We start from the raw sequence: 23,277 nt of genomic DNA, 5'->3' as shown, positions 1-23,277 counted from the left end.
ACATTTAATATAAAGGATATACATTATGAAAAAATCAAACCTAGCATTGGCAGCAACAGTTTCTTCTCTTCTAGCTATCGGTACGCTAGTTTCATCTCCTGCAATGGCTGCAGGTAAAGAGAAGTGTTATGGCGTTGCTGCAGCAGGCCAAAATGATTGTGCAACTAAATCAAGCTCTTGTGCTGGTACATCAAAAGTAGACAACCAAGGCGATGCATTCATCGCAGTGCCAAAAGGTTTATGTGACAAATTATCAGGCGGTAGCTTAAAACCAATTGAAGGTTAATAATAGCACTTCATCAGGTTAATCAAGTTATTTCAGCTAATTTTGATTGTTAATTTTATTTTTTGACAATAAAAGCAGCCATTAATCATTAATACTACTCAGAAAAGGAATGAGCAGTATTAATGATTTTACAGGAGGTTATGTGAAGAGTATGAATATAGCCAATGTAGGCATAGGGTTAAGAGCTGAACACTATCAAGAGATACACCAAACTTCACCTCTCATCGACTTTTTAGAAATCCACAGTGAAAACTACTTTGATAAAAACTCACTTAATTACTTTTATTTACAACAATTAAGTCAACAATATCCACTTAGCTTTCATGGAATCGGACTTTCCTTGGGTAGCGCAGAGGCAGTTTCAACGGATCATCTAAAGCAATTAAAGGCATTAGTCACAGAATTTAATCCCTTTTTAATCTCAGATCACCTAAGTTGGAGTTCATGGCAAGGGACTTATTTTAATGACCTGCTCCCTGTTCCTTACACAAAAGAGGCAATGTCTCGTTTTATTACCAACATCAATCAAGTTCAAGATTATTTAAAAACACAAATAATTATTGAAAACCCATCATCGTATTTAGAGTATAAAAAGACTGATTATAATGAAGCTACTTTTCTTAATGAAATTAGTGAACATACAGGTTGTGGTCTATTACTTGATATCAACAATGTTTATGTCAGCGCAACCAATAATAATTTTTCAGCACAACAGTACTTAAATGAAATTAACTTTAATAAAGTACAAGAAATTCATCTTGCAGGGCATATATGTAAACAATTTGCAGAAGGTGAGATCTTAATTGATACACACAGCAAATTAATCAGTGACCCTGTGTGGCATTTATATTCTGAGAATATTGATAAAATCAACAATGCTGTCACTTTAATTGAATGGGATGCTGAATTACCAGCCCTTTCTGTATTATTAGGCGAAAGAGATAAAGCCAAAAAATTCTTAACGGAGGTAACTCATGGTTAAACCTTCTAATCAACACAATCTTGTCCCTTCTTCTTTAAACCTTGGACAGTTACAACAACAATTTAGTCAAAGCCTATTGTATCAAGAATCAAATATCGCGTTGCAGCTTAAAGAAAAACAGGGGTTTACAGCACAACAACTACTGCAAATTCACCGCAATAATTTTGTGATGAGTGTGACCGAAAGTTTAAAAAGCACGTTTAAGTATACCGAGCAGTTAGTTGGAGAAGATTTTTTTGACAGTGTCGCAAGGCAATTTATTTTACAGCAACCACCGGCAATTAATAACATCATTGTTTACGGCGAGCAATTTCCCTTTTACTTATCAAGTTTAACACAACTAGTAGACATGCCTTACATCGCAGAAATGGCAAAATTTGAATGGTTATATGAACAATGCCAAAAAACAGTACAACAACCGATTGAGTTTGATCTGCAATCACTACAACAAATTACCCCCGATGACTTTGAATATTTACAATTTTCAATCCCATCGCACTGCCTAGTTTTTGAGAGTTCACAAAATATTAGCTTGTTATATCAAATGATCATTAATAACAATGTTGAAGCAACAAACTTAAATCAACAGTGTTACTTATTATTAGAGAAAGAACCTAACTTTACTATAAAAGTAACTGAGCTATCCGAGCAGCAAGGGCAATTAATACAACAACTACAACAAAAAGTCTTACTAGGAGCGCTACAGCCAAGTACTTTACAGGAACAATTAAGTTATTTAATAACAGCCAATTTAATCAGTGATTTTAGTATCGTTAAAGTTAAGGAGAACCAATGAATACATTAATTAATTATTATCAGCAAAGCGTTCAAGCATTGCTGCAATATATACAACCCTTAGTATTACTTGCAGCACGTTTATGGGTTGCCAGCGTATTTTTCAAATCAGGTTATTTAAAGTTTACCACTTGGGACAGTACCCTGTATTTATTTGAAGAAGAATACCAAGTGCCTTTTCTTCCATGGGAATTAGCCGCTTATCTAGGTACTGCTGCAGAATTAATATTGCCAGTATTTTTAGTACTAGGTTTGCTAACACGTCCAATAGCCGCTATTTTGTTTGTATTCAACATCATGGCAGTGGTCTCTTACCCTGTGATCTGGGAAGGAGGATTCTTTGACCATCAATTCTGGGGCGCACTTATTTTAATGAATGTGATGTGGGGAGCAGGTAACATTTCATTAGATTATTTATTAAAGAAAAAAGTGGGTGCTTAATAAGGCCATCCCCCTTTGGCCGTAAGCCATTGTTTTAATTATTAGACGTACACTGATTTTAATAATCAGAGCTACATACATAATGCAAATTAATAGGTGTAGATGCCTTGCCCAGATGTTCGAGAGTTCGAGATTTTGTCTGGCAAGGCCTTTTTAGCAGTGCGAGAAAATATTTTTCATTAAAAGTGATTCATTCCTCGATTCACATAATAAATACAATCATTTTACAATTAAAAAATCGTAATATAAATTAACCGGCTGACCATCAATTTCAACGGTTATGTCAAGTCGCCATAGCATGGTGTCTTCAGTACAAACACCTAACATGCTTTTTCCCGTCGATTGTTGTTTGCCTGCATTACTAACCACTTCAGAGAATTTGATAGGTATTTTGCCCATAAACATGGTTTTTCCTACTATTTTGGCACTGCTTACTTGCCAGTTTTCAACCTTGCTTTCTAGGGTTAAATGGAACCATTGCTCAGGGACAATCCTCCCTCCCTCAACAGATAAACTGAACGACCCCCACAGTGAATTAAAAACACAGGGCTCGGAGAAATCACATAAGTTCTCTTCAACCTTATCGCTTTGCCCCCTTTCTTCCTGAGTTTTTTCTATAACAGGCGATAGCTCAATGGTCCTCCATATAAATAAACCAATTAGTAAGCTAAGCATAATAACTAATTGAATCAATCTGCTTTTTGTTAACATTGCAATTCCTTGTAAAAATAGTGGTTAACGCGCATTTTTTAACATATCCAGTAATTTTCTTAACATTAAAGCAATGCAAATCTGTTCATTTTTTTAATTGTCGCGTAAACTTCCCGCCAAATATAGATGTTTTAAGTGATATTTTAAAATATTTATATTGAATACTTATTTTTACGTCATAACGAACGTACATTGTAAATACATGCATGGAATCAACACAATGACAACCGCAACCAATATTCAACCTGATTACAACATGAAAGTTGTTCGTCAGTTTACACTTACTACCATTCTCTGGGGTATCGTGGGCATGAGTGTCGGGGTGCTTATTGCAGCCCAACTTATATGGCCAGCTTTAAACTTTGATACTCCTTGGCTTACTTATAGTCGTTTACGTCCCCTTCATACCAATGCTGTTATCTTTGCATTTGGTACGTCTGCGTTAATGGCAACTTCTTTTTATGTGGTACAACGTACCTGTCAAACAAGATTGTTTGGTGGTCCGTTAGCCTCAATTGTATTTTGGGGATGGCAAATAGTTATATTATCAGCTGCTATTTCTTTACCTTTAGGGTATACAACATCTAAAGAATATGCAGAATTAGAGTGGCCGATCGATTTGCTTATCACAGCTATTTGGGTTGTGTATGCCACTGTATTTTTTGGCACCATGGCAATACGTAAAACCTCACATATTTACGTTGCTAACTGGTTCTTTGGTGCATTCATTCTAACTGTTGCGGTATTGCATATTGTTAATAGTATGGCAATTCCTGTTTCTATGTCGTCAATGAAATCATACTCTGTCTATGCAGGCGCAGTAGATGCCATGGTACAGTGGTGGTACGGTCATAATGCCGTAGGCTTCTTATTAACGGCAGGTTTCTTAGGTATGATGTATTACTTCGTACCCAAACAAGCTAACCGCCCTGTTTATTCATACCGTTTATCGATCATCCACTTTTGGGCATTGATTGCAGTTTATATTTGGGCTGGTCCACACCACCTTCATTACACTGCTTTACCAGATTGGGCACAATCATTAGGTATGGTCATGTCACTGATCTTATTTGCTCCATCTTGGGGTGGTATGATCAATGGTATTATGACGCTATCAGGCGCGTGGCATAAACTACGTACAGACCCTATTTTACGTTTCTTGGTTGTATCATTATCTTTCTATGGTATGTCTACCTTTGAAGGCCCAATGATGGCAATTAAAACAGTTAATGCCTTATCACACTACACTGACTGGACAATTGGTCATGTACATTCAGGTGCTCTTGGCTGGGTTGCGATGGTATCAATTGGTTCAATTTACCACTTAATTCCTCGATTATTTGGCCAAAAAGGCATGTATAGCACAGCTCTAGTTAACTTACATTTCTGGTTAGCAACTATTGGTACTGTTTTGTACATTGTTGCAATGTGGATTTCAGGTGTGATGCAAGGGTTAATGTGGCGTGCGGTTAATGAAGACGGTACATTAACTTATACCTTCGTAGAATCATTAGAAAAATCTTACCCATTCTATACAATCCGCTTTGTAGGTGGTGCGATCTTCTTAACTGGTATGTTTATTATGGCTTACAATACATACAAAACAGTTTCGGCCGAAGAAGGCTCTATCAAGCCTCAAGAATTAGGTTAGAGGGAGTTACTAATGAAACATGAATTTATAGAAAAAAACGTTGGTTTATTAGCTATTTTCATCATCATCGCGATTAGCTTTGGTGGTTTAGCTCAAATTACACCGTTAATATTCCAAAAAGAAACCAATGAACCTGTGGATACCTTACGCCCTTACACTGCTTTAGAGATGGAAGGTCGTGATATTTATATTCGTGAAGGTTGTCATGTGTGTCATAGCCAAATGATCCGCCCTTTCCGTGCTGAGACTGAACGTTACGGTCACTACAGCATGGCTGGCGAGCATGTTTGGGAACATCCATTTTTATGGGGTTCTAAACGTACTGGTCCTGACTTAGCACGTGTTGGTGGTCGTTATTCAGATGCGTGGCATGAAGTTCACTTACTGAATCCTCGAGATGTAGTGCCACAATCAAATATGCCAGGCTTCCCATGGTTAGCAACTAATTTATTAACGGGTGAAGATACCGCCGCAAAACTGTCTATATTTAAAGACCATTTTAGTGTGCCTTACACTGAAGATGACATTGCTGGCGCGAAAGCTGCTGTTGAGGGTAAAACTGAAATGCAGGCATTAATTGCGTACTTACAATCACTAGGTCATGCATTTAAATAATAAAAATAGTGCCTAGCAATAGGCACTTCGGCTACTGGAGGCTATATGGATTTTGCAACATTTAACGGACTATATACATTATTCTTAATTATTATTTTCGTTGCGTTGATTTTATGGGCATACAGTAAAAAACAAAAACAGACATTCGAAGAGATGGGTAATTCTATTTTGGAAGATGATCTGGACTCAAAACAGTATGAAAGCACCTCAAGCGAACATACAGGAGCTAAAAAATAATGAGCATTTTTTGGACAATATGGATTTCTGCGATCACGTTAACTGTCATTATCGGTTGTGCAGTTCTTCTGAGAGCAGCGAATAAAAATAATACTGGCGTTAAAGAAGGCGACCCAATGCCTCATACCTTTGATGGCATTCAAGAACTTAATAATCCGCTGCCTAAATGGTGGGTTGGTCTGTTTTGGTTTACGATTGTTATCGCGCTAATTTATTCATTCGCTTTTCCAAGTTATACCGCTAACTGGAATGGTTTATTAGGTTGGTCAAGTTCTGAACAAAGTGTTAAATCAAAAGAAGAATCAGCAAAAGCAGCTGCAACGTCGCATTCACAGTACCAGCGTGAAATGAATGAAGCAGAGATAAAATACGGTGAAGTTTTTAAAAAATTAGTTTATACCGATGCTGATGTTTATAAAGATATTGAATTAATTGCTCAAGATCCTGAAGCAGTAAAAGTAGGACAACGTTTATTCTTACAAAACTGTGCCCAATGTCATGGTTCAGATGCCCGTGGTGGTAAAGGTTTCCCTAACCTAACTGATAATGATTGGTTATATGGTGGCGAAGCGCTTACTATCAAAGAAACTCTAATGCACGGTCGTAATGGTGTGATGGTTGCTTGGAAAGATATCTTAGGTGAAGATGGCGTTAAAGAAGTCGCTACTTACGTATTACAGCTAAGTGGTCGTCGTGTAAATGACCTTGATGCGCAAGCTGGTAAAGAGCGCTTTGTTGTTTGTGCAGCGTGTCATGGTGCAGATGGTACGGGTGGTCAAGCGTTCGGGGCTCCTAACCTAACCGATAAAGTTTGGTTGTATGGTGGTTCACGTAAAGCAGTTGAAGACACTATTCGTAACGGTCGAAATGGTGTAATGCCTGCATGGGGTGAAGTACTAGGTGAAGATAAAGTACATCTTATCTCTGCTTTTGTTTACTCTTTATCTAATAAATAAATAGAAACCCAATTAACCTATAAACTTGGTTAATAAGATAAAAAGCCTCGTGTTATCGAGGCTTTTTTATAGCTAAAATTTGCTGTAAATGCTAGATTATCGCCCACCAATTCCCCCTTTTCTTTAATAACAGGAACAACCATGCAAACAAAAGAAAAAAAATCTTGGTTTAAACAATTTTGGCCTTGGTTTTTAATTATTTTACCCTTGGTAGCCGTTGTTGCTGGGATCAGTACACTGATGATCGCCTCTGACAATAAACCTGAAATGGTTGTCGATGACTACTACAAAACAGGTAAAGCAATCAATGCTGATTTAAGTTTACTTAAAAAAGCCAAGGAATTGGGCATATCTGCTATTGTCGAACAACAACAAGATGGACTATTAATTACCTTAACTGGTTTAGACAGTAATACATCAATCAGCTTTTCACTATTCCATTCAACCCAAGCTAAGCGCGATAAAATAACCATGCTTACAGCGGCTGCTGATGGTAGTTATCATTTTGAAACAGATCAAGTCTTAGATGGTAAGTGGACACTACGCTTAGAGCCTTTTGATAAAAAGTGGCGCTTGCAAAAGTCGGTGAAATTTCCAAATGCTAAAATAGCACTATAAAATGCCAAATGTCAGCCAGTGCTTTCACTGTGGTGAGCCTAACCCAAGCAATACGCCTTTTAAGGTAACCATTAACGGCGTACAACAAAAAATGTGCTGTCCCGGCTGTGAAGCGATCGCACAAACCATTGTTGACAGTGGGTTGAGTTCTTATTATGAGCACAGGACAGAAGTGGCAAGTAAAGGGGAAGCTCTGATCCCTGAAGAGCTACAACAGCTCGAACATTATGATATTGAACAAATTCAATCAGACTTTACAAAATCAATGGGCTCAACGACTGAAATAACTTTAACCATAGAAGGCATCAGTTGTGCGGCCTGTGCTTGGTTAATTGAGAAACAACTTCGTTTTTTACCTGGGCTAGCTTTTGTTAATGTTAATACCACCTTAAATCGAGCTGTTATTCGCTGGGATAATGAACAACTTGTTTTAAGCAAAATTTTACAACAAATCCAAAAAATTGGTTATAAAGCCTACCCTTTCCAAGTCAATCAACAAGAGCTTTTTTATACACAACAAGTGAAGTCTTATTTACGTCGCTTAGGACTTGCGGGTTTAGCGACCATGCAAGTGATGATGTTTGCGATTGCTTTATATGCGGACTTTTTTTCCGGTATGGAAGAAGAATTTATTCACTATTTTAGATGGGTAAGTTTTATTCTAGCAACACCGGTCTTATTGTATAGCGCTCAACCTTTCTACGCCAATGCATGGCGTAATATTCGTAATAAAACATTGGGCATGGATATTCCTATTTCAATCGCATTATTAGGTGCTTATAGCGCGTCTGGTTATGCCACTATTATGGGCCATGGCGAAGTTTATTTTGAATCTGTTTCGATGTTTACTTTTTTACTCTTATTGGGTCGACTACTAGAATTAAGGGCGCGTCGTAAAGCATCAGAAACCAGCAGTAACTTGTTACGTTTGTTACCCGCAATGGCGACATTATTAGAAACAAATAATGACGTGACGATACAGCAATTAATACCCGCGAAAACGTTACAACCAGGGCAACACATATTAGTTAAGCCAGGAGAGACGATTGCTATTGACGGAAAAATTATTGATGGCCAAAGTAATATAGAAGAATCCATGTTAACTGGTGAACATTTACCTGTATTTAAAAAGCCCCAGGATAATGTTTATGCTGGGACGGTTAATATCAACGGCATTCTAACCATTGAAGTAATTAAAGTCGGTAATAACACACTCATTTCTGACATCATAGCATTACAAAATAGTGCACAATTGTGTAAACCACGTATTGAAGTAATGGCAGATACTGTGTCTCGTTATTTTGTTGGTGCATTGTTGGTGACCGCAACACTTACTTATATTGGCTGGAGTATCGTTGACGCAGAGCAAGCTTTTTGGATCACCTTATCAGTCTTAGTAGCAACCTGCCCCTGTGCATTATCACTCGCCACCCCCACAGCACTAACTTGTGCGACAGCTCAATTAAACAAACATGGCATTCTCATCAAACAACATCATGTGTTAGAAACGGTGAATAATATTAAACATGTTGTGTTTGATAAAACGGGGACATTAACGCAGGGTAACTTTAAACTATTAAATACCCATATTCTAAATCATAACAGTTTCCCCGCATCGACCAATCAGCAACAATTATGTATCGATTTGGCTGCTAATTTAGAAGCTAATTCTGAGCACCCCATTGCGATTGCTTTTACACAGTTACAAAGTCAGAAATTGACGCTCAAAAACATTAAAAACATGCCAAGCCAAGGTATGCAAGCAATTTGGTGTCACCTAAAAGAAGAGCATAATATTAAGTTAGGTCATGCTAAGTTTTGTAAAATAGAACATGCATTATCAAGCCAAGAGTTATTGATTTATCTAACTATTGATGACCAATTAGCAGCGATATTTGAGCTAGGAGATCAATTACGTGATTCTGCTACGGAGTTAATTAACTTTTGCCATCAAAAGCATTTAGATGTCACCATGCTAACCGGTGATATTTCTAACAAAAGCGAAGAAGTGGCTAAGCAATTAAATATTGAACATGTTGTTAAAGGTGTCAGCCCACAACAAAAATTAGCTTATATTCAAACATTACAACAATCACAACCAGTGATGATGATTGGCGATGGAATCAATGATGCTCCGGTATTAGCAGGTGCTCACGTTTCAGTAGCGCTTGCCAGTGGAACAGATATTGCAAAAAATAGCGCAGACGTAATCCTACTCGGTTCAGATTTACAGAAAATAAGCTTATTAACGACCAGTGCCAAACAAACGACAACAATCATTAAAGAAAATCTCGGCTGGGCAATCGGCTACAATATCATTATTGTACCACTTGCCATAATGGGGTTAGTTCCTCCCTATGTCGCAGTGCTAGGTATGTCCTTTAGCTCTCTAATTGTAGTGAGCAACTCCTTAAGGTTACTAAAATGAGTATAATTTACGTATTGATACCAATTGCCATGATCTTTGTTGCAATCGCAGTGCTGGTCTTTTTTTGGGCTGTAAAATCTAATCAATATGATGATTTAGATAGGGAAGGTGTGAACATTCTTTTTGATGAGGATATGACCCACAGTAGAACGTCACAATCAGACCTTAATGATAAAGAAAATAGTGAAGAAAATACTGAAAACAGCACGCCAATGAGCACAGCGAAGAAAAATAGCGGTAAACCTTCCGATGCTCATTAATGACTTTTTCAGTGCCTTCTTAATTGGAATTTTAGGAGCTGGACACTGTATCGGCATGTGTTCAGGTATTGCTAGCGCACTAAGCTTTTCAATCAGTCCCACACAAAAAAATGGATTGTTATCGTTACTCTTGTATAACCTAGGGCGTATTAGTAGCTATTCCCTCGCTGGTTTTATCTTTGCCGCAAGTAGCAGCGTATTAATCATTTGGATGGGAGGGAAAGAATCACTTATTTACCTTCGCATCTTCGCTGCGATAATGATGTTATTACTGGCATTTTATATTGCTCGTTTATGGAATGGGTTGTTAATTGTAGAACGAGCAGGTCAATTTATATGGCGCTTCATCAAACCATTAGCACAGTATTTTTTACCCCTTAAGCACCCTATTTTAGCATTCCCATTAGGTTTTTTTTGGGGGTGGCTGCCTTGCGGTTTGGTTTACTCTACTTTAGTCTGGGCAATAAGCACAGCAGATGCTTTTAATGGCTTATTAATAATGCTTGGTTTTGGTCTTGGTACTTTACCCGCCATGATGTTAGTTGGCACACTAAGTCATCGATTGAAAACAATCCTCAACAAGCAATGGTTTAGGTATAGCAGCGGCCTTATACTTGCCCTATTTGCCCTGCAAACACTGTATATTGCTTTCAAACAATTGAGCTAATACCTAAATAATTAGGTGGATATCCATCACAGGCTCAATGAAGACCATAGTTTATATAGCTTTACACATTCGAAGTCACTTTATAAACTGTTATATAAGATGCTACAATTGATTCAAATCAACAATTTTAAGAGCGGAATATGGAAAAAAACAATTCAGGTCGAGTACAAGTCGGTGGTTGCGCAATACATTGTCAAGATTGTAGTATTAGCCAACTATGCATTCCCTACTCCCTTAATGAATCTGAATTAGACCGTTTAGATGACATTATAGAACGCAAAAAACCGATTCAAAAAGGCCAAGAAATATTCAAAGCTGGCGAAGACATGAAGTGTTTATATGCAATTCGCTCAGGTACTTTAAAGTCTTATACGATTACTGAGCAAGGTGATGAGCAAATTACAGCTTTCCACTTAGCGGGCGATTTAGTCGGTTTTGACGGTATTAGTTCAGGTAGCCATCCCAGCTTTGCACAGGCACTTGAAACGGCAATGATATGCGAGATCCCTTACGACACATTAGATGAGTTATCAACATCAATGCCCAAGTTGAGACAACAAATTTTACGCTTAATGAGCTCTGAAATTGTTGGTGATCAAAACATGATTTTACTACTTTCAAAGAAAAATGCAGAAGAACGATTAGCGTCATTTATTCACAACCTATCAGTGCGTTATGCGGCCCGTGGTTTCTCACCAAGAGAATTTAGGTTATCAATGACACGTGGTGATATTGGTAACTACTTAGGTCTGACTGTTGAAACTATCAGTCGTTTATTAGGTCGTTTCCAAAAAAATGGGATGATTGCGGTTAAAGGTAAATACATCACCGTATTAGATGAACCACAACTCGCAGAATTAGCAGGCCAGTAACAAACATTTAACATCAAAGCACTCTTCTACTTTTAAATGGCCAGATACTGATTTAATTTGCATTTTCTGGCTGATATCACTATCTGTTTGCCTCCATTTGTTCTAAATTATAGTTAAGTGATTTATTAAAATTTGGAGGCTAACATGCTTAAATACCGTAATATTTTAGTTTATATAGATCCTACTCAAGAACAACAACCCGCATTACAACGTGCCGTAGAAATTGCCCAAAAAGAACAAAATGCCAAAATAACATTATTTCTGTGTTGTTATGACCTTACCTATGAAATGACCTCTTTAAGCTCCATGGAAGAACGCCATGCAATGCAATCTCTTGTAATACGTGATAATAGAGAATGGCTAGAAACCTTGGCAGCCCCATACCGAGAACAAGGGTTAACAATTGGTTGCCAAGTACATTGGCATAACCGCCCTTTTCAAGCGGCGATTCAATCAATATTAAAAGAGAATTACGATTTATTAATAAAGTCAACACATCCTCATTCTCGCCTTAGTGCAATATTGTTCACTCCGACGGATTGGAACTTATTACGTAAGTGTCCTATTCCTCTTTTATTAGTAAAAGCAAAATCATGGCCTGAAAACAGCAATATTTTATGTGCAGTTGACTGTAAAAGTATTCAAGATACTGAACATCATGATCTCAATGAGACCATTCTTAGTGAAGCGAATGACATTGCAGCAATGATCAGTTCAAATATTCATGTGGTCAATGCTTACCCAAGCCCCCCAATGAACATCATGATGGAGTTACCAGAGTTTGACCCCATTCATTATGAAGATGGATTAAAAAAATTCCATCAACAAACCTTAAGTGATTATGCACATAAATATCATATCGATGAGAAAAATATTCACTTACATCAAGGGTTACCAGAAGATGTGATCAGCTCTGTTGCCTGTGATATTAAAGCGGAATTAGTTATTTTAGGTACAGTGGGCCGCTCAGGTTTAGGGTTAACATTACTCGGCAATACCGCAGAACAAGTCATTGATAAATTAGATTGTGACTTACTAGCACTTAAACCAAAAGGCTTTGTTAGTCCAATTAAACTTGAATAAGTATGACTAGCATTTTAAGCTGAGATTACACTATCAACTGCGATAAAGAGTAGTCATTGAAGGTCATAATTAGTAGTTTAAGGCTGTGTTTAGTTGGTCATTCGTAGATAAATGTCATTAGTATTTGAACAACTAATTAAATTAAAAGCTAACTGTAAATAAGTCACAAATATAAAGCCCAACAAACTTTCACTTGTTGGGCTTTCCTTTTGCTAGGAGCTTCTACGCTAAATAGGATTACCTAGATTTTAAATACTTCAACTGATTTGCTCAATACCGTAGCAATAGTTGATAACTCTTCAGCTCGTTTACTATTATTCGCAGAACCTTCAAAAGTGACTTTAGCAATATCATTTATTTCAACGATACTCTCATTTATGTCGCCAGCTACCAAGGTTTGCTCTTCTGCAGAAGTGGCAATTTGATTATTCATATCTTGAATCACTGAAATAGCTTGGCGTATTTGCTCTAAAGCATTATTCGCTTGTTGTGATTTCTCAGCGGTCATCTGCGCATTATTTACATTCACTTGCATCAACTCAACTGAGTTTTTAGACTCAGTTTGTAAACTGCTGATCATCGCTTGAATTTCTGCCGTGCTTTCCTGTGTTCTATTAGCGAGGCTTCTAACCTCGTCAGCTACAACTGCAAATCCTCGTCCATGTTCACCTGCTCGTGCCGCTTCAATGGCTGCATTTAGCGCTAATAAGTTAGTTTGATCTGAAATACTACGTATGACTTCAATAATACTGCCAATATCATCAATTTCACCTTCTAATTTTCCCATTACCTGCTGCACACTGGTAATGCCACTAACTAAGGTCGAAATATTAGTATTCATATCAAGCACAACACTCATGCCTTGGGTCGATTGATGATTTGCTTCATCAGCAGCTGAAGAGGCTTGTAAAGCGTTACGTGCAACTTCATCAACTGTAACCGTCATTTCATTCATCGCTGTGGATGTTTGCTCTAGTTGCACCATCTGCGACTCTGAACTGTTATTAACACTTGATGCCGACTCTGACATCATAGTCGACACGTTATTAAGCTGTCCTGATGAGTGATTAATATTCTCAATAATTCCCTTCAGGCTACTTACCATGGTTAATACGGCTTTATATACACCTGTTTCTTGGCCGTTAGCGGGTGCAATTGATTTTAAATCACCACTCGCTATTTTTTGCACAATCGCTTCAATATCAGCTGGTTCTCCGCCAATAGGGCGATACATTAACTTAATAATAATAAGATAAATGCTATACAAAGAAATAACGATAAATGTTAATGCCATCCATAAACTAGTTGTAAGATTATCATTCGATGCTTTATCGATATTAGTCCAACTACTCCATGCCCAAACAGTCCAATTCATACCTTCAATACGTGTCGCAGCTACATCATACTCAACCCCTTCAAAACTATAATCATGGTGACTTGTATGGTCATTTTTAAATTCTTGATAAGAAGGACGAATCTGATATATATTTTTTCCAATTAGATCATTATCTTTTGCCGCCAATAAGTAACCATCTTCACGACTAACAAAAATATTATTCTCAGGCGTTAATTTTTTAATAAAATCGGTAACCTGATTAATACCAATATCAACGCATAATGCCCCTATTATTTTTCCATTACGCTTAACTGGTACCACTAATGCCATCACAGCACCGCCAAAATTACTCATATAAGGTGTAGTAATAATTTTTTCTTCGCCATTAAATGCACGAAGATACCATTCTCGCTTTTGTTCTTTTGCGTTAAACCCTTCAATCAAGCCATCGGCTGCATCGGAATAAGTTTTTGCATCCTTAGTCGCAACGTAAGCTTCAAGCACTCCTAGATTCTTTTTCATCAGATGTAACGTTGAAACTGTCTTATCTATATCGAGTAACCCTGTTTCATCAATTTCAATATCATTCGCGATTAAATTAAGCACATCAAAATAACGCTCCATTTTTTGTTCGACGGCTTTAGAAATTAAAAACGATTGATTATCGAGCTTAGCAATATAATTTTCCGTAGAAGATGATTTAAAATTATTAAAACCAACCCCCGATACCAATAATATTGAAGTTGCAAATAGCAACCCTATTAACAACAACATTTTAGCTTTTACAGTCATGCTTTTTCCCTGAAGAGTTTTACGAATGACTCTTCATATAATTATAATTTTATGGATTGAATAGTTTTTTAGATGTTTTGCAGATTAGAATAAACCAGTAAATACGCCTCCTACTAATAACACTAAAGCCATAAATAATTATTTATGGCTTTAGTGTTGAGATAATTGTTTAAGCCACTGTTTAGCTATTTATTTGCACAGCTACTTAAAGCCGCAACTCAAATAATGACAGGTTGCTTACTTATTATTTTTAATTTAAGTAATTGACTTATGCTTTTGAATTTAAATAGTTGAGTACAACTTCATGATGGTCTTTAGTTTTAAACTTGTTGAAGATATGCTCAAGGTTTCCCTGTTCGTCGATTAAAAATGATGTTCTCACTACCCCCATATTCTCTCTCCCCATAAACTTCTTCAACTGCCAAACACCATAGTCTTCACAGGTGCTATGATCTTCATCGCCAAGTAACGTAAAGTTTAACGCTTGTTTATTAATGAAGTTAGTTAATTTTTTCGGCGTATCAGGGCTAATACCTAATACCACAACATTTAAATCCGTTAGTTCATCTTTACTGTCTCTTAATGCACAAGCTTGTGTCGTACAGCCAGGAGTTGATGCTCTAGGATAAAAATAAACTAAGACTTTTTTACCAAGGTAATCACTTAAATTAACAATTGAATTATTCTGATCTGGTAATGAAAAATTTGGCGCGTTGCTACCGACTTCTAACATACAATTTTCCTTGTAAACTAATGATTAATTATGATTTTTTATTTATTTCTATGTATTTAAATAACAAACATTTTTGCCAGCACTAGCTTAGCGGCAAGTCATTCATATTCTTTAACTTTTATTTAATAATTGTTGATGATGACTCAAGTGATAAACCTTCTTCTATTTCAGCTTGCGTGTTCGGCCATGCATTTAAAACCGCTTTAACTAATGTGGCTAAAGGAATCGCAAAAAACACCCCCCAAAACCCCCATAACCCACCAAAAATAAGTACAGAGATAATGATCACAACAGGGTGTAAATTAACTGCCTCAGAGAATAAAATCGGTACAATTAAATTACCATCAAGTGCTTGAATAATGCCATAGGCTATCATCAAATAAGCAAATTCAGGAGAGATCCCCCATTGAAATAGAGCCACCACAGCAACAGGTACTGTAACCGCTGCCGCCCCAATATAAGGAATGAGCACCGAAAGCCCGACCAATAATGCTAACAAAGCGGAGTATCTTAGATCCATAATAAAAAAAGTAAAATAAGTCGCGACCCCAACAATCAAGATCTCGGTTATTTTACCGCGGATATAATTCATTATTTGACCATTCATTTCCGACCAGACTTGTGCGGCTAATTTACGATTTTTAGGCAAGAAACGAGTGCTACTTTTAATTAACTGGTTTTTATCCTTAAGCATAAATAGCATCATTAATGGTACTAATATGGCATAAACTAACAGTGCTGCAATATCTAACAAAGAGGCAAATGATTGGGACAGGAGAAAACCACCACGTTCTAATAAATAACTTTTTATAGTGCCAATAATATGCGTAATAGTGACCGGATCAATAGCCTCTGGATATTGCGTTGGCAACGTTAAAATATAAGCCTGCCCCTGATTTAACATGGTCGGCAAATCACGAATAAAGGCGGCACCTTGTTTGAATATAGTCGGTAATACCCCCAAAAAAGCAAACATAGCAACTGAGATAAATAACGCCATCACTATCAAGGTCGCTAATGTTCTGTTGATTTTAAAACGCATTAAATGAGTTACCGGCCAATCTAGTAAATAAGCCAATACGATCGCTACAAACAGAGGAGTCAGTATATTTCCAAAAAGATAGATAACGATAAAAGAAAACAGTAATAGAAGGAACAAAACACTTAAATTGGGGTCAGAGAAACGTGTTTTATACCATTGAAATAGTTGCATAAACATTCAATATTGATCCTTATATTAATTACAAGGTGTCCTTTTACAGAGTAATAGACACTGATGATGCGCTTTAAAAGTGACGTTAATCGCTGAATTTAAAACTAGCGACAAGTTATCTAACATGTGCAAGTACAATTAATCACTCAACGTGACTAATAATGTCGTTTGATCGCAGCTATAGCAATAGTTTTTTTTATCCAAATATAATTGAATATCATGCATTGCAGCTTGGCTAGAAAAAAGAATTTTAACGCCCGCTGAATGTTCAGTCTTAATTAAAGTTTGCTTTAATAAAACTAATGCTAATGGGCAACGTATATTACGTAAATCTAAACAATACATAGAAGTAACTTATAACGCTATAAAACATTAATTGTAGCATTTTGTTTATTTAAATAGTTGCCAATAAATAATCAGATAAAAACAAAATGAGGCTGCGTGCATAATAATGAGAGTCCTCTTTTTTAATCTATAAGGCACCTATTAATCGAGTTGGATGATATGATGGTATTAACATCTTTGATGTCAAAATGTTGTAATAGGCTAATTTAAATAACTTTTTAAATAAATAAAATAAACTGGAGTTAAGAATGCTTTACAAATTAAAACTATTTGCGGTGTATTTTTTTCTTTTATTCCTGTCTCCTAATAGCCTAGCCAGCAATGATCTCCCTGAAATAGGAACGGTCGGTTCAGGTGTGCTCACTATCGAAAAAGAAAAACAGTATGGTTGGGCTTTTAATATGATGGCAAACCAATCATTACCGATTATTGATGATCCAGTTTTAAATAATTATATTGCAACACTTGGTCAAAATATTGTGGCCAACGCAGATTCAGTAAAACTCCCTTTTAAGTTTTTTCTAGTCGAGGATGATGAAATTAACGCAGCCGCTTTTTTAGGCGGAAATGTAAAAATTAATACAGGCCTATTTCTATATGCAGCAACGGAAAGTGAACTCGCCAGCGTTATTGCGCATGAAGTCGCACATATTACACAACGCCATTTAGCACGAATGTTAGAGCAACAATCAATTAGTAATCCCGCTTCCATGGCAGCCATGGCAGGCTCAATTTTACTCGCTTTAGTCTCTCCCGCGGCTGGCATGGCAGCATTAACATCGACAATGGCTATCAACATGCAAAGTCAAATTAACTACACTCGTCAAAATGAGTTTGAAGCAGACCGAATCGGTATTCAAACCCTCGCTGCAGCCGGTTACGACCCCTATGGAATGGCTGATTTTTTTGGTAAATTGGCCGAAAAGTATAAATATGCAAGCCTACCTCCACAAATGCTATCAACTCACCCTTTACCTGAAGCTCGCTTGTCCGAAGCACGTTTACGTGCGAGCCAATTAAAAAAAGCAAATATCAACAACAGCTTAAATTACCAGCTAAGTAAGGCACGTATCTTTGTCCGGTATTATCGTTTGACTGCGCCGGCTTTAATTAACAAATACCAAGGTGAGCTACAAAACTACAAGTATCAACTTAAACAGGCTGCAGAATATGGTTTAGCACTGGCTTATTTTAAAAACAAAGATTATGACAAAGCACAGGAAATTAATCAGAAATTGTTAAATGATGATATTAATAATCTATTTTATATTGATTTAGCTGCAGATATTGCCTTGGCCACCAATAAAGAAAAAGACGCAATACAATTATTGATGTCATACGATAATAATTTGTCCGGTAATGAAGTTATTCTGCTCAATTTAGTCATTGCTTTGCAGCAAGATCAACAATATGTATTAGCTGAAAAAAAATTAGAGTTCTTTGTGCGTTCTCATCCTAAGCATGTTCTCGCTCATAAGATAGCCATTACTCTTTACAAAAAAATGCTAAATAAATCAAAAGAGCATGCAATGCGAGCAGAATATCTCGCGTTATTAGGCCGTTTTAGAGAGGCATCTCAGCAAATGGGTAGTGCATTAGCTTATGCGGATAACAAGTTGGATCAAGCACGTTTTAGTGCCAAAATTGAAGAGTTTAGACGTGATGATATTCGATTACAGGAACTACAGCAGTAGCAGCTCAACTTTATCAAATCTTAGATTCAAATAAGAAGAAGTGAAGTTAATTATTTATGATCACGAGTAGCGGCTCTGTTCGACCGCTACCAGATAACACTCAACGCAAAGAAAATACCTACCATTGTCGCACTCATAAAATTAGATAACGTACCGGCCAATATTGCCTTTACACCTAAACGCGCAATATCAGCACGACGGCTAGGTGCAATAACACCTAAGCCACCTAACAATATGGCCATTGATGATAAATTAGCAAAGCCACATAATGCAACGGTTAAAATAACCTGTGTATGTTCGCTGAGTATATCTCGCACATTAATAAATTCTATATAAGCAACAAACTCATTAACGACTAATTTTTGCCCCAATAAACTTCCTGCCTCTAGTGCTTCAAACCATGGGATCCCCAATATAATAGCGATTGGAGCAAACAAGTAACCTAAAATAGATTCCAGGGATAATGCTTGTATACCAACCACACCGCCAACAGCAGCCAAAATATCGTTAATTAATGCAATCAGTGCAATAAAAGCGATCAGCATCGCCCCGACATTGAGAGCAAGCTTAAGACCTGAAGCAGCACCACTTGCAGCAGCATCAATTACATTTACAGGTTGAGTAAGGTTATCTTTATCTTGTAACTCAACTTCATCAAAATCAATTTCAGGTTTTTGTGTTTCTGGCTCAAGTAGTTTTGCCATTAATAAACCACCAGGCGCAGCCATAAATGAAGCTGCAATAAGATAATCTAAACTCACTCCTAGCGATGCGTACCCGACCAATACAGATCCCGCTACAGATGCTAGTCCACCACACATAACAGCAAACAGTTCAGAGCGAGTCATATTTTTAATATAAGGTTTAACAACCAATGGGGCTTCCGTTTGCCCAACAAAAACATTAGCGGCAGCAGACATTGATTCACTGCGACTGGTGCCTAAGACCTTTTGCAAAAAACCACCGAAAATTTTAATAATTACTTGCATAATGCCGAGGTAATAAAGCACCGCCATCAGGGAGGCGAAGAAAATGATAATAGGCAAGACTCTAAAGGCAAAGACAAAACCGCCATCACCAAATATTTCAAACATTTTGCCCGATACTAAACCACCAAATAAAAAGCTAACTCCAGCATTAGCACTATCAATAACACCTTGAACCGCTGCCGACATCGCCTGTAAAAAACTAGCCCCCCATGGCGTGAAGATCACTAATGCTGGAATACATGCTTGTAATATGAATGCCCCACTGACTGTTCTAAAGTTGATAGCATGGCGATCACTTGAAAATATCACGGCAATCGCTATCAAACAAAATAGGCCAACAAATCCAAACAGTATTTCCATAAATTTATCCATTACTCTCTTACATGCGGCAGAAAAGTCATAAAAATCGATATAAAAAAACACACTCGAAAGTGTGCTAAGATTAAATTTAATATTCTACTAAGTACCATATTCAGTTCGTTTTGATGATCATCAAAATAACAATAAACAGCTTAGATTTTTAATGTAAATAATTATATAACAGTGCTGTTGATAGCTAAACAAATTACATCATCTATTTTTTAAATCTTGTCTGCTGTTAATAGTTTACTTGAGGGTTAACTGTTTAATGGGGAAGCGCTTAGAACATAATTGAGGCTATTTAACCTCAATTCGGAATAATTAGGGGCTGTTGATCTTTGCCGTTTAAATTTTGTTCACCACAAGGCATTTTGATCGAGGCGGACAAAGTGAAGCCTAGTCATTCTAAGCAAATTTTGTCCAACAAAGAGCATAACGCCTTGTGGTGAACCCGTAGGGCAACGTTTGCTGACTATTTCTACTGCGTTTTCGCTTATTTATGGGGAATAACCACACGTCATAAGCTCAGGCTTGTATAAAAAGCCAGCAACTCGTTGCAAAAATAAACTTGAAAGATCAACAGCCCCGAAAGTGAACATATTTATTATTTTAATAAAAGTATAGGAACATTAGTTATAACACTTTTTGAAAGTGAGCATTATTAGTGGGATCGACAGTAAACCCCATTTTAATTAAATAGTCCTGATGAACAGGATCTAAAACCGTCACATTTAAGGACTTAACGCCTTTTTCCTTTAAAAAATGGCGATGAGTTTTAAAATAATAAACGCCTAATTTATAATCTCGATAACGAGGTAACACATAGTCTAAATAGATATCAAAACACCCATCTTTTTTAACGGTTCCAATCAATAAACCAGCGATATTGTTGTCTCTCAATAAATAAAAAACCTGATTCGCTTGGCACAACTGTTGAATAGAACTTTGCATCGTTATTTGTTGTTCATTATGACGAATGAAGTGCCACAAAAACTCTGAGTCAATGTTGGTTGACACTATTTTAAACTGTTCTTTAGTGGAATAGATGCTATATAGAAAGTATAAGTTAATCGCAGCGATACCAAGATTCATCACCAAGGTAGGCCATGAGTCAATGAAGTAAGCAAAAGTAGCAAACAGTAAACAACCGATAAGATTTATAAAACGTAATTTAATAATCGAAGTCATGGTAAGAGAAATTAATACAACCAATGACGCAAAGTAACCAAACCATTCAACCCAATCCCTCATGATTGATTCAATCATAATTCTAACCTCCCTTTTTAAGCTTATATTTAAATATAAACCATTGATTTAAAGTGTGATTGAAGTACCTCCCCCCCTTTACCGATCAATATATTGATTCTAGATATTGGCAAATAGTCGAAATAATCACTTCATCACCTCAGCCCATCGTATCCTTTGTCTTTGGGCACTTTTTATCAGCTGCACACTCCTGTGTTAGCTAAAAATAGCAAATTAGCGACTCAATTTACTAAAACTGATAATAAGTAAAGGTTAGTGTAGAGACTGATTAAAAATATAATGCGATAAGAATCAAATAAGCTTGAGGAAATTGTCTGTTTTTTTATAATTCGAGATACTAAATGAGTAAAGAACCTTGCCAACTAGCGATTAGGTAAATAATTTTACAAATAACGCTGATTTAATCGCCCAATAAGAAAGCAAACACGTGTATTTATGTTGAGTCATTTACTGAAAAATAACAAATATTCAAACGTTAAATCAATTATCTATGCACGACTTCAGTTGCCAATTGACGTACAATCTTGAAAATAACCATCACTTAAAAATACACGAGTCATTCTACTTACGACTAATTTCACCAATATATGTTCGAGATATTTATGGATAACAATTTACTGCTTTTATTTATTCCTACTTTTTTTGCCGTTTCTATCACTCCAGGTATGTGCATGACACTCGCCATGACGTTAGGGATGACGATTGGTATTCGCCGTAGTTTATGGATGATGATGGGTGAATTAGTTGGTGTTGGTTTAGTCGCATTATTAGCACTGATTGGTGTCGCTACCTTATTATTAGCAAGACCAAACTTATTTTTAATCCTTAAGTATGCAGGCGGTGCGTATCTATTATATCTAGGTATTCAAATGTGGCGCTCGCGCGGTAAAATGGCGATCCCATCCACTCCCGTTGATAACCAGGCAATAAAACCAAGCGCACTAATAAGCCAAGGGTTCATTACAGCAATTGCGAATCCTAAAGGTTGGGCATTCATGATCTCTTTATTGCCTCCTTTTATTAATCCGGATAGTGCGTTATTACCACAAGCATCACAATTGATTGCCGTTATATTATGCTTTGAATTAATTTGTATGTTGCTTTATGCAACGGGTGGCAAAACATTACGTCATTTATTACAACAGCAAAGTAGTGTTAAGTTATTAAATCGTATTGCAGGCTCAATGATGATGTTTGTTGCATTATGGTTAGTTGTTAGCTAACTTTTAAACCTCTAATAGGTATTTAACCTCAATTCTGGTTAATGAAAGTGGAATTATATTTAAAATCATAAGACTATATTTTTTTGGCTATACAGTGCCGCTAGTTTTGCGTAGTTCAAGGCCTGGAGTTCAAGGCGAATTATTGAAGCAATAACTGGTTATTGAGAGATAATTTAACGAAGAAATCCGCGGAAATAACGGTGTTGTATCGCTTTGCTTATCCTGAACTGAGGTTATTTATACTAATCTAAGTAATTATCTCGTCATTTATGTTTGTTAAAATGAATCCTAGCTTCGTTGTTGATTTTGTAATGAGAATAACTAGTTACTTCAATCAACGCCTTGCTATCATCCTTTTTCCCTAACGCCTATATAAACCATTTATTTATCCAGATTGATATTATTTATGAATGGCTAATAGAGAAGACAAAGCATAAACGTCCATTGGTAAGTTTAATGTTTTGCTGCCAACGTTAATTTACAAATACGCTCCCTTTCTCATAAACCCTCCATTCTAAAAAATTTCAATTAAAAAAAGCAATCATAGAAAGTGTGGATAGCCATCGCTTTTTGCATGCTATTTAAGCCCAAAACAAGTAAATATTGATAAAGGTTGTTACCCTCTACTAATTCATACAAGCCATGTAGTGGAGCCTATAACATCCGTAAGTATTTTCGAGCAACATGACTACATAGCAAAATAACAAAATAACAAAATAACAAA

General features: G+C 36.6%; 23 protein-coding genes. 16 read left to right on the top strand and 7 right to left on the bottom strand.

Annotated features, from left to right (window positions below):
- The first annotated feature begins 25 nt into the window (after positions 1–25).
- From H5084_RS17930 to H5084_RS17915, 4 genes are all read left to right on the top strand, one after another.
- Positions 26–286: a DUF2282 domain-containing protein gene (locus H5084_RS17930; RefSeq protein WP_182692015.1), complete on the top strand. Its 261-nt coding sequence runs from the start codon at positions 26–28 to the stop codon at positions 284–286.
- Between the two features lie 109 nt (positions 287–395).
- On the top strand, positions 396–1,268 hold the full coding sequence (locus H5084_RS17925) for a DUF692 domain-containing protein (RefSeq protein WP_259396898.1): 873 nt from the start codon (positions 396–398) through the stop codon (positions 1,266–1,268).
- The gene (locus tag H5084_RS17920) at positions 1,261–2,064 is read left to right on the top strand and encodes a DNA-binding domain-containing protein (RefSeq protein WP_182692013.1); all 804 of its coding nucleotides are present in this window, start codon (positions 1,261–1,263) and stop codon (positions 2,062–2,064) included. Before H5084_RS17925 ends, H5084_RS17920 begins: the two co-directional genes overlap by 8 nt.
- Positions 2,061–2,504, top strand: coding sequence for a DoxX family protein (locus H5084_RS17915; RefSeq protein WP_182692011.1), 444 nt, complete (start codon positions 2,061–2,063; stop codon positions 2,502–2,504). The genes H5084_RS17920 and H5084_RS17915 overlap by 4 nt, the downstream gene beginning before the upstream one ends.
- Before the next feature lie 219 nt (positions 2,505–2,723).
- Here the strand turns inward: H5084_RS17915 and H5084_RS17910 are convergent, their stop codons facing one another.
- Positions 2,724–3,215 carry a hypothetical protein gene (locus H5084_RS17910; protein ID WP_028870408.1) on the bottom strand — a complete coding sequence of 164 codons (492 nt, stop codon included), beginning with the start codon at positions 3,213–3,215 and terminating at the stop codon, positions 2,724–2,726.
- Positions 3,216–3,435: 220 nt separating this feature from the next.
- Here H5084_RS17910 and ccoN point away from each other — a divergent pair, with 220 nt between their 5' ends.
- The 10 genes from ccoN (at position 3,436) to uspE (ending at position 12,602) form a co-directional block, all read left to right on the top strand.
- The gene (ccoN, locus tag H5084_RS17905) at positions 3,436–4,866 is read left to right on the top strand and encodes a cytochrome-c oxidase, cbb3-type subunit I (protein WP_182692009.1); all 1,431 of its coding nucleotides are present in this window, start codon (positions 3,436–3,438) and stop codon (positions 4,864–4,866) included.
- 12 nt (positions 4,867–4,878) lie between these two features.
- Positions 4,879–5,481: a cytochrome-c oxidase, cbb3-type subunit II gene (ccoO, locus tag H5084_RS17900; protein WP_028870406.1), complete on the top strand. Its 603-nt coding sequence runs from the start codon at positions 4,879–4,881 to the stop codon at positions 5,479–5,481.
- Between the two features lie 45 nt (positions 5,482–5,526).
- Positions 5,527–5,718: a cbb3-type cytochrome c oxidase subunit 3 gene (locus H5084_RS17895; protein WP_182692006.1), complete on the top strand. Its 192-nt coding sequence runs from the start codon at positions 5,527–5,529 to the stop codon at positions 5,716–5,718.
- Positions 5,718–6,674 carry a cytochrome-c oxidase, cbb3-type subunit III gene (ccoP, locus tag H5084_RS17890; RefSeq protein ID WP_028870404.1) on the top strand — a complete coding sequence of 319 codons (957 nt, stop codon included), beginning with the start codon at positions 5,718–5,720 and terminating at the stop codon, positions 6,672–6,674. Before H5084_RS17895 ends, ccoP begins: the two co-directional genes overlap by 1 nt.
- A 141-nt stretch (positions 6,675–6,815) precedes the next feature.
- On the top strand, positions 6,816–7,292 hold the full coding sequence (locus tag H5084_RS17885; RefSeq protein WP_028870403.1) for a FixH family protein: 477 nt from the start codon (positions 6,816–6,818) through the stop codon (positions 7,290–7,292).
- A gap of 1 nt (position 7,293) precedes the next feature.
- On the top strand, positions 7,294–9,720 hold the full coding sequence (locus H5084_RS17880; protein ID WP_182692004.1) for a heavy metal translocating P-type ATPase: 2,427 nt from the start codon (positions 7,294–7,296) through the stop codon (positions 9,718–9,720).
- Positions 9,717–9,980: a cbb3-type cytochrome oxidase assembly protein CcoS gene (gene ccoS, locus H5084_RS17875; protein ID WP_182692003.1), complete on the top strand. Its 264-nt coding sequence runs from the start codon at positions 9,717–9,719 to the stop codon at positions 9,978–9,980. The genes H5084_RS17880 and ccoS overlap by 4 nt, the downstream gene beginning before the upstream one ends.
- Positions 9,970–10,647, top strand: coding sequence for a sulfite exporter TauE/SafE family protein (locus H5084_RS17870; protein WP_182692001.1), 678 nt, complete (start codon positions 9,970–9,972; stop codon positions 10,645–10,647). The genes ccoS and H5084_RS17870 overlap by 11 nt, the downstream gene beginning before the upstream one ends.
- 140 nt (positions 10,648–10,787) lie before the next feature.
- Positions 10,788–11,519 (top strand): FNR family transcription factor, encoded by a 732-nt coding sequence (locus H5084_RS17865; RefSeq protein ID WP_182691999.1) that lies wholly within the window; start codon positions 10,788–10,790, stop codon positions 11,517–11,519.
- Between the two features lie 144 nt (positions 11,520–11,663).
- Positions 11,664–12,602 carry a universal stress protein UspE gene (gene uspE / locus H5084_RS17860; RefSeq protein ID WP_182691997.1) on the top strand — a complete coding sequence of 313 codons (939 nt, stop codon included), beginning with the start codon at positions 11,664–11,666 and terminating at the stop codon, positions 12,600–12,602.
- Between the two features lie 241 nt (positions 12,603–12,843).
- On the opposite strand, the gene H5084_RS17855 is transcribed toward uspE, so the two are convergent.
- The 4 genes from H5084_RS17855 to H5084_RS17840 form a co-directional block, all read right to left on the bottom strand.
- Positions 12,844–14,730: a methyl-accepting chemotaxis protein gene (locus H5084_RS17855; protein WP_182691995.1), complete on the bottom strand. Its 1,887-nt coding sequence runs from the start codon at positions 14,728–14,730 to the stop codon at positions 12,844–12,846.
- 268 nt (positions 14,731–14,998) lie between these two features.
- Positions 14,999–15,463 carry a thioredoxin-dependent thiol peroxidase gene (gene bcp, locus H5084_RS17850; RefSeq protein WP_028870397.1) on the bottom strand — a complete coding sequence of 155 codons (465 nt, stop codon included), beginning with the start codon at positions 15,461–15,463 and terminating at the stop codon, positions 14,999–15,001.
- 118 nt (positions 15,464–15,581) lie between these two features.
- Positions 15,582–16,682, bottom strand: coding sequence for an AI-2E family transporter (locus H5084_RS17845; RefSeq protein WP_051369295.1), 1,101 nt, complete (start codon positions 16,680–16,682; stop codon positions 15,582–15,584).
- A 132-nt stretch (positions 16,683–16,814) separates the two neighbouring features.
- Entirely contained in the window at positions 16,815–17,021 is a 207-nt protein-coding gene (locus tag H5084_RS17840; protein ID WP_028870396.1) for a sulfurtransferase TusA family protein, read from the bottom strand.
- A 248-nt stretch (positions 17,022–17,269) separates the two neighbouring features.
- On the opposite strand from H5084_RS17840, the gene H5084_RS17835 reads away from it, so the two are divergent.
- On the top strand, positions 17,270–18,715 hold the full coding sequence (locus H5084_RS17835) for a M48 family metalloprotease (RefSeq protein ID WP_028870395.1): 1,446 nt from the start codon (positions 17,270–17,272) through the stop codon (positions 18,713–18,715).
- An 86-nt stretch (positions 18,716–18,801) separates the two neighbouring features.
- On the opposite strand, the gene H5084_RS17830 is transcribed toward H5084_RS17835, so the two are convergent.
- Both H5084_RS17830 and H5084_RS17825 read right to left on the bottom strand, forming a co-directional pair.
- Positions 18,802–20,064, bottom strand: coding sequence for a NupC/NupG family nucleoside CNT transporter (locus H5084_RS17830; protein ID WP_182692018.1), 1,263 nt, complete (start codon positions 20,062–20,064; stop codon positions 18,802–18,804).
- A 633-nt stretch (positions 20,065–20,697) separates the two neighbouring features.
- Positions 20,698–21,330 (bottom strand): hypothetical protein, encoded by a 633-nt coding sequence (locus tag H5084_RS17825; RefSeq protein WP_220486009.1) that lies wholly within the window; start codon positions 21,328–21,330, stop codon positions 20,698–20,700.
- A gap of 602 nt (positions 21,331–21,932) precedes the next feature.
- Between H5084_RS17825 and H5084_RS17820 the strand changes: the two genes are divergently transcribed.
- Positions 21,933–22,553, top strand: a complete 621-nt coding sequence (locus H5084_RS17820; protein WP_028868597.1) for a LysE family translocator — start codon at positions 21,933–21,935, stop codon at positions 22,551–22,553.
- Positions 22,554–23,277: the final 724 nt, after the last annotated feature.

The sequence above is a fragment of the Psychromonas sp. SR45-3 genome (assembly GCF_014163575.1).
GTDB lineage: Bacteria > Pseudomonadota > Gammaproteobacteria > Enterobacterales > Psychromonadaceae > Psychromonas > Psychromonas arctica.
Note: the sequence above shows the minus strand (reverse complement) of the source record. Positions and strands in the feature narration are given on the sequence as shown.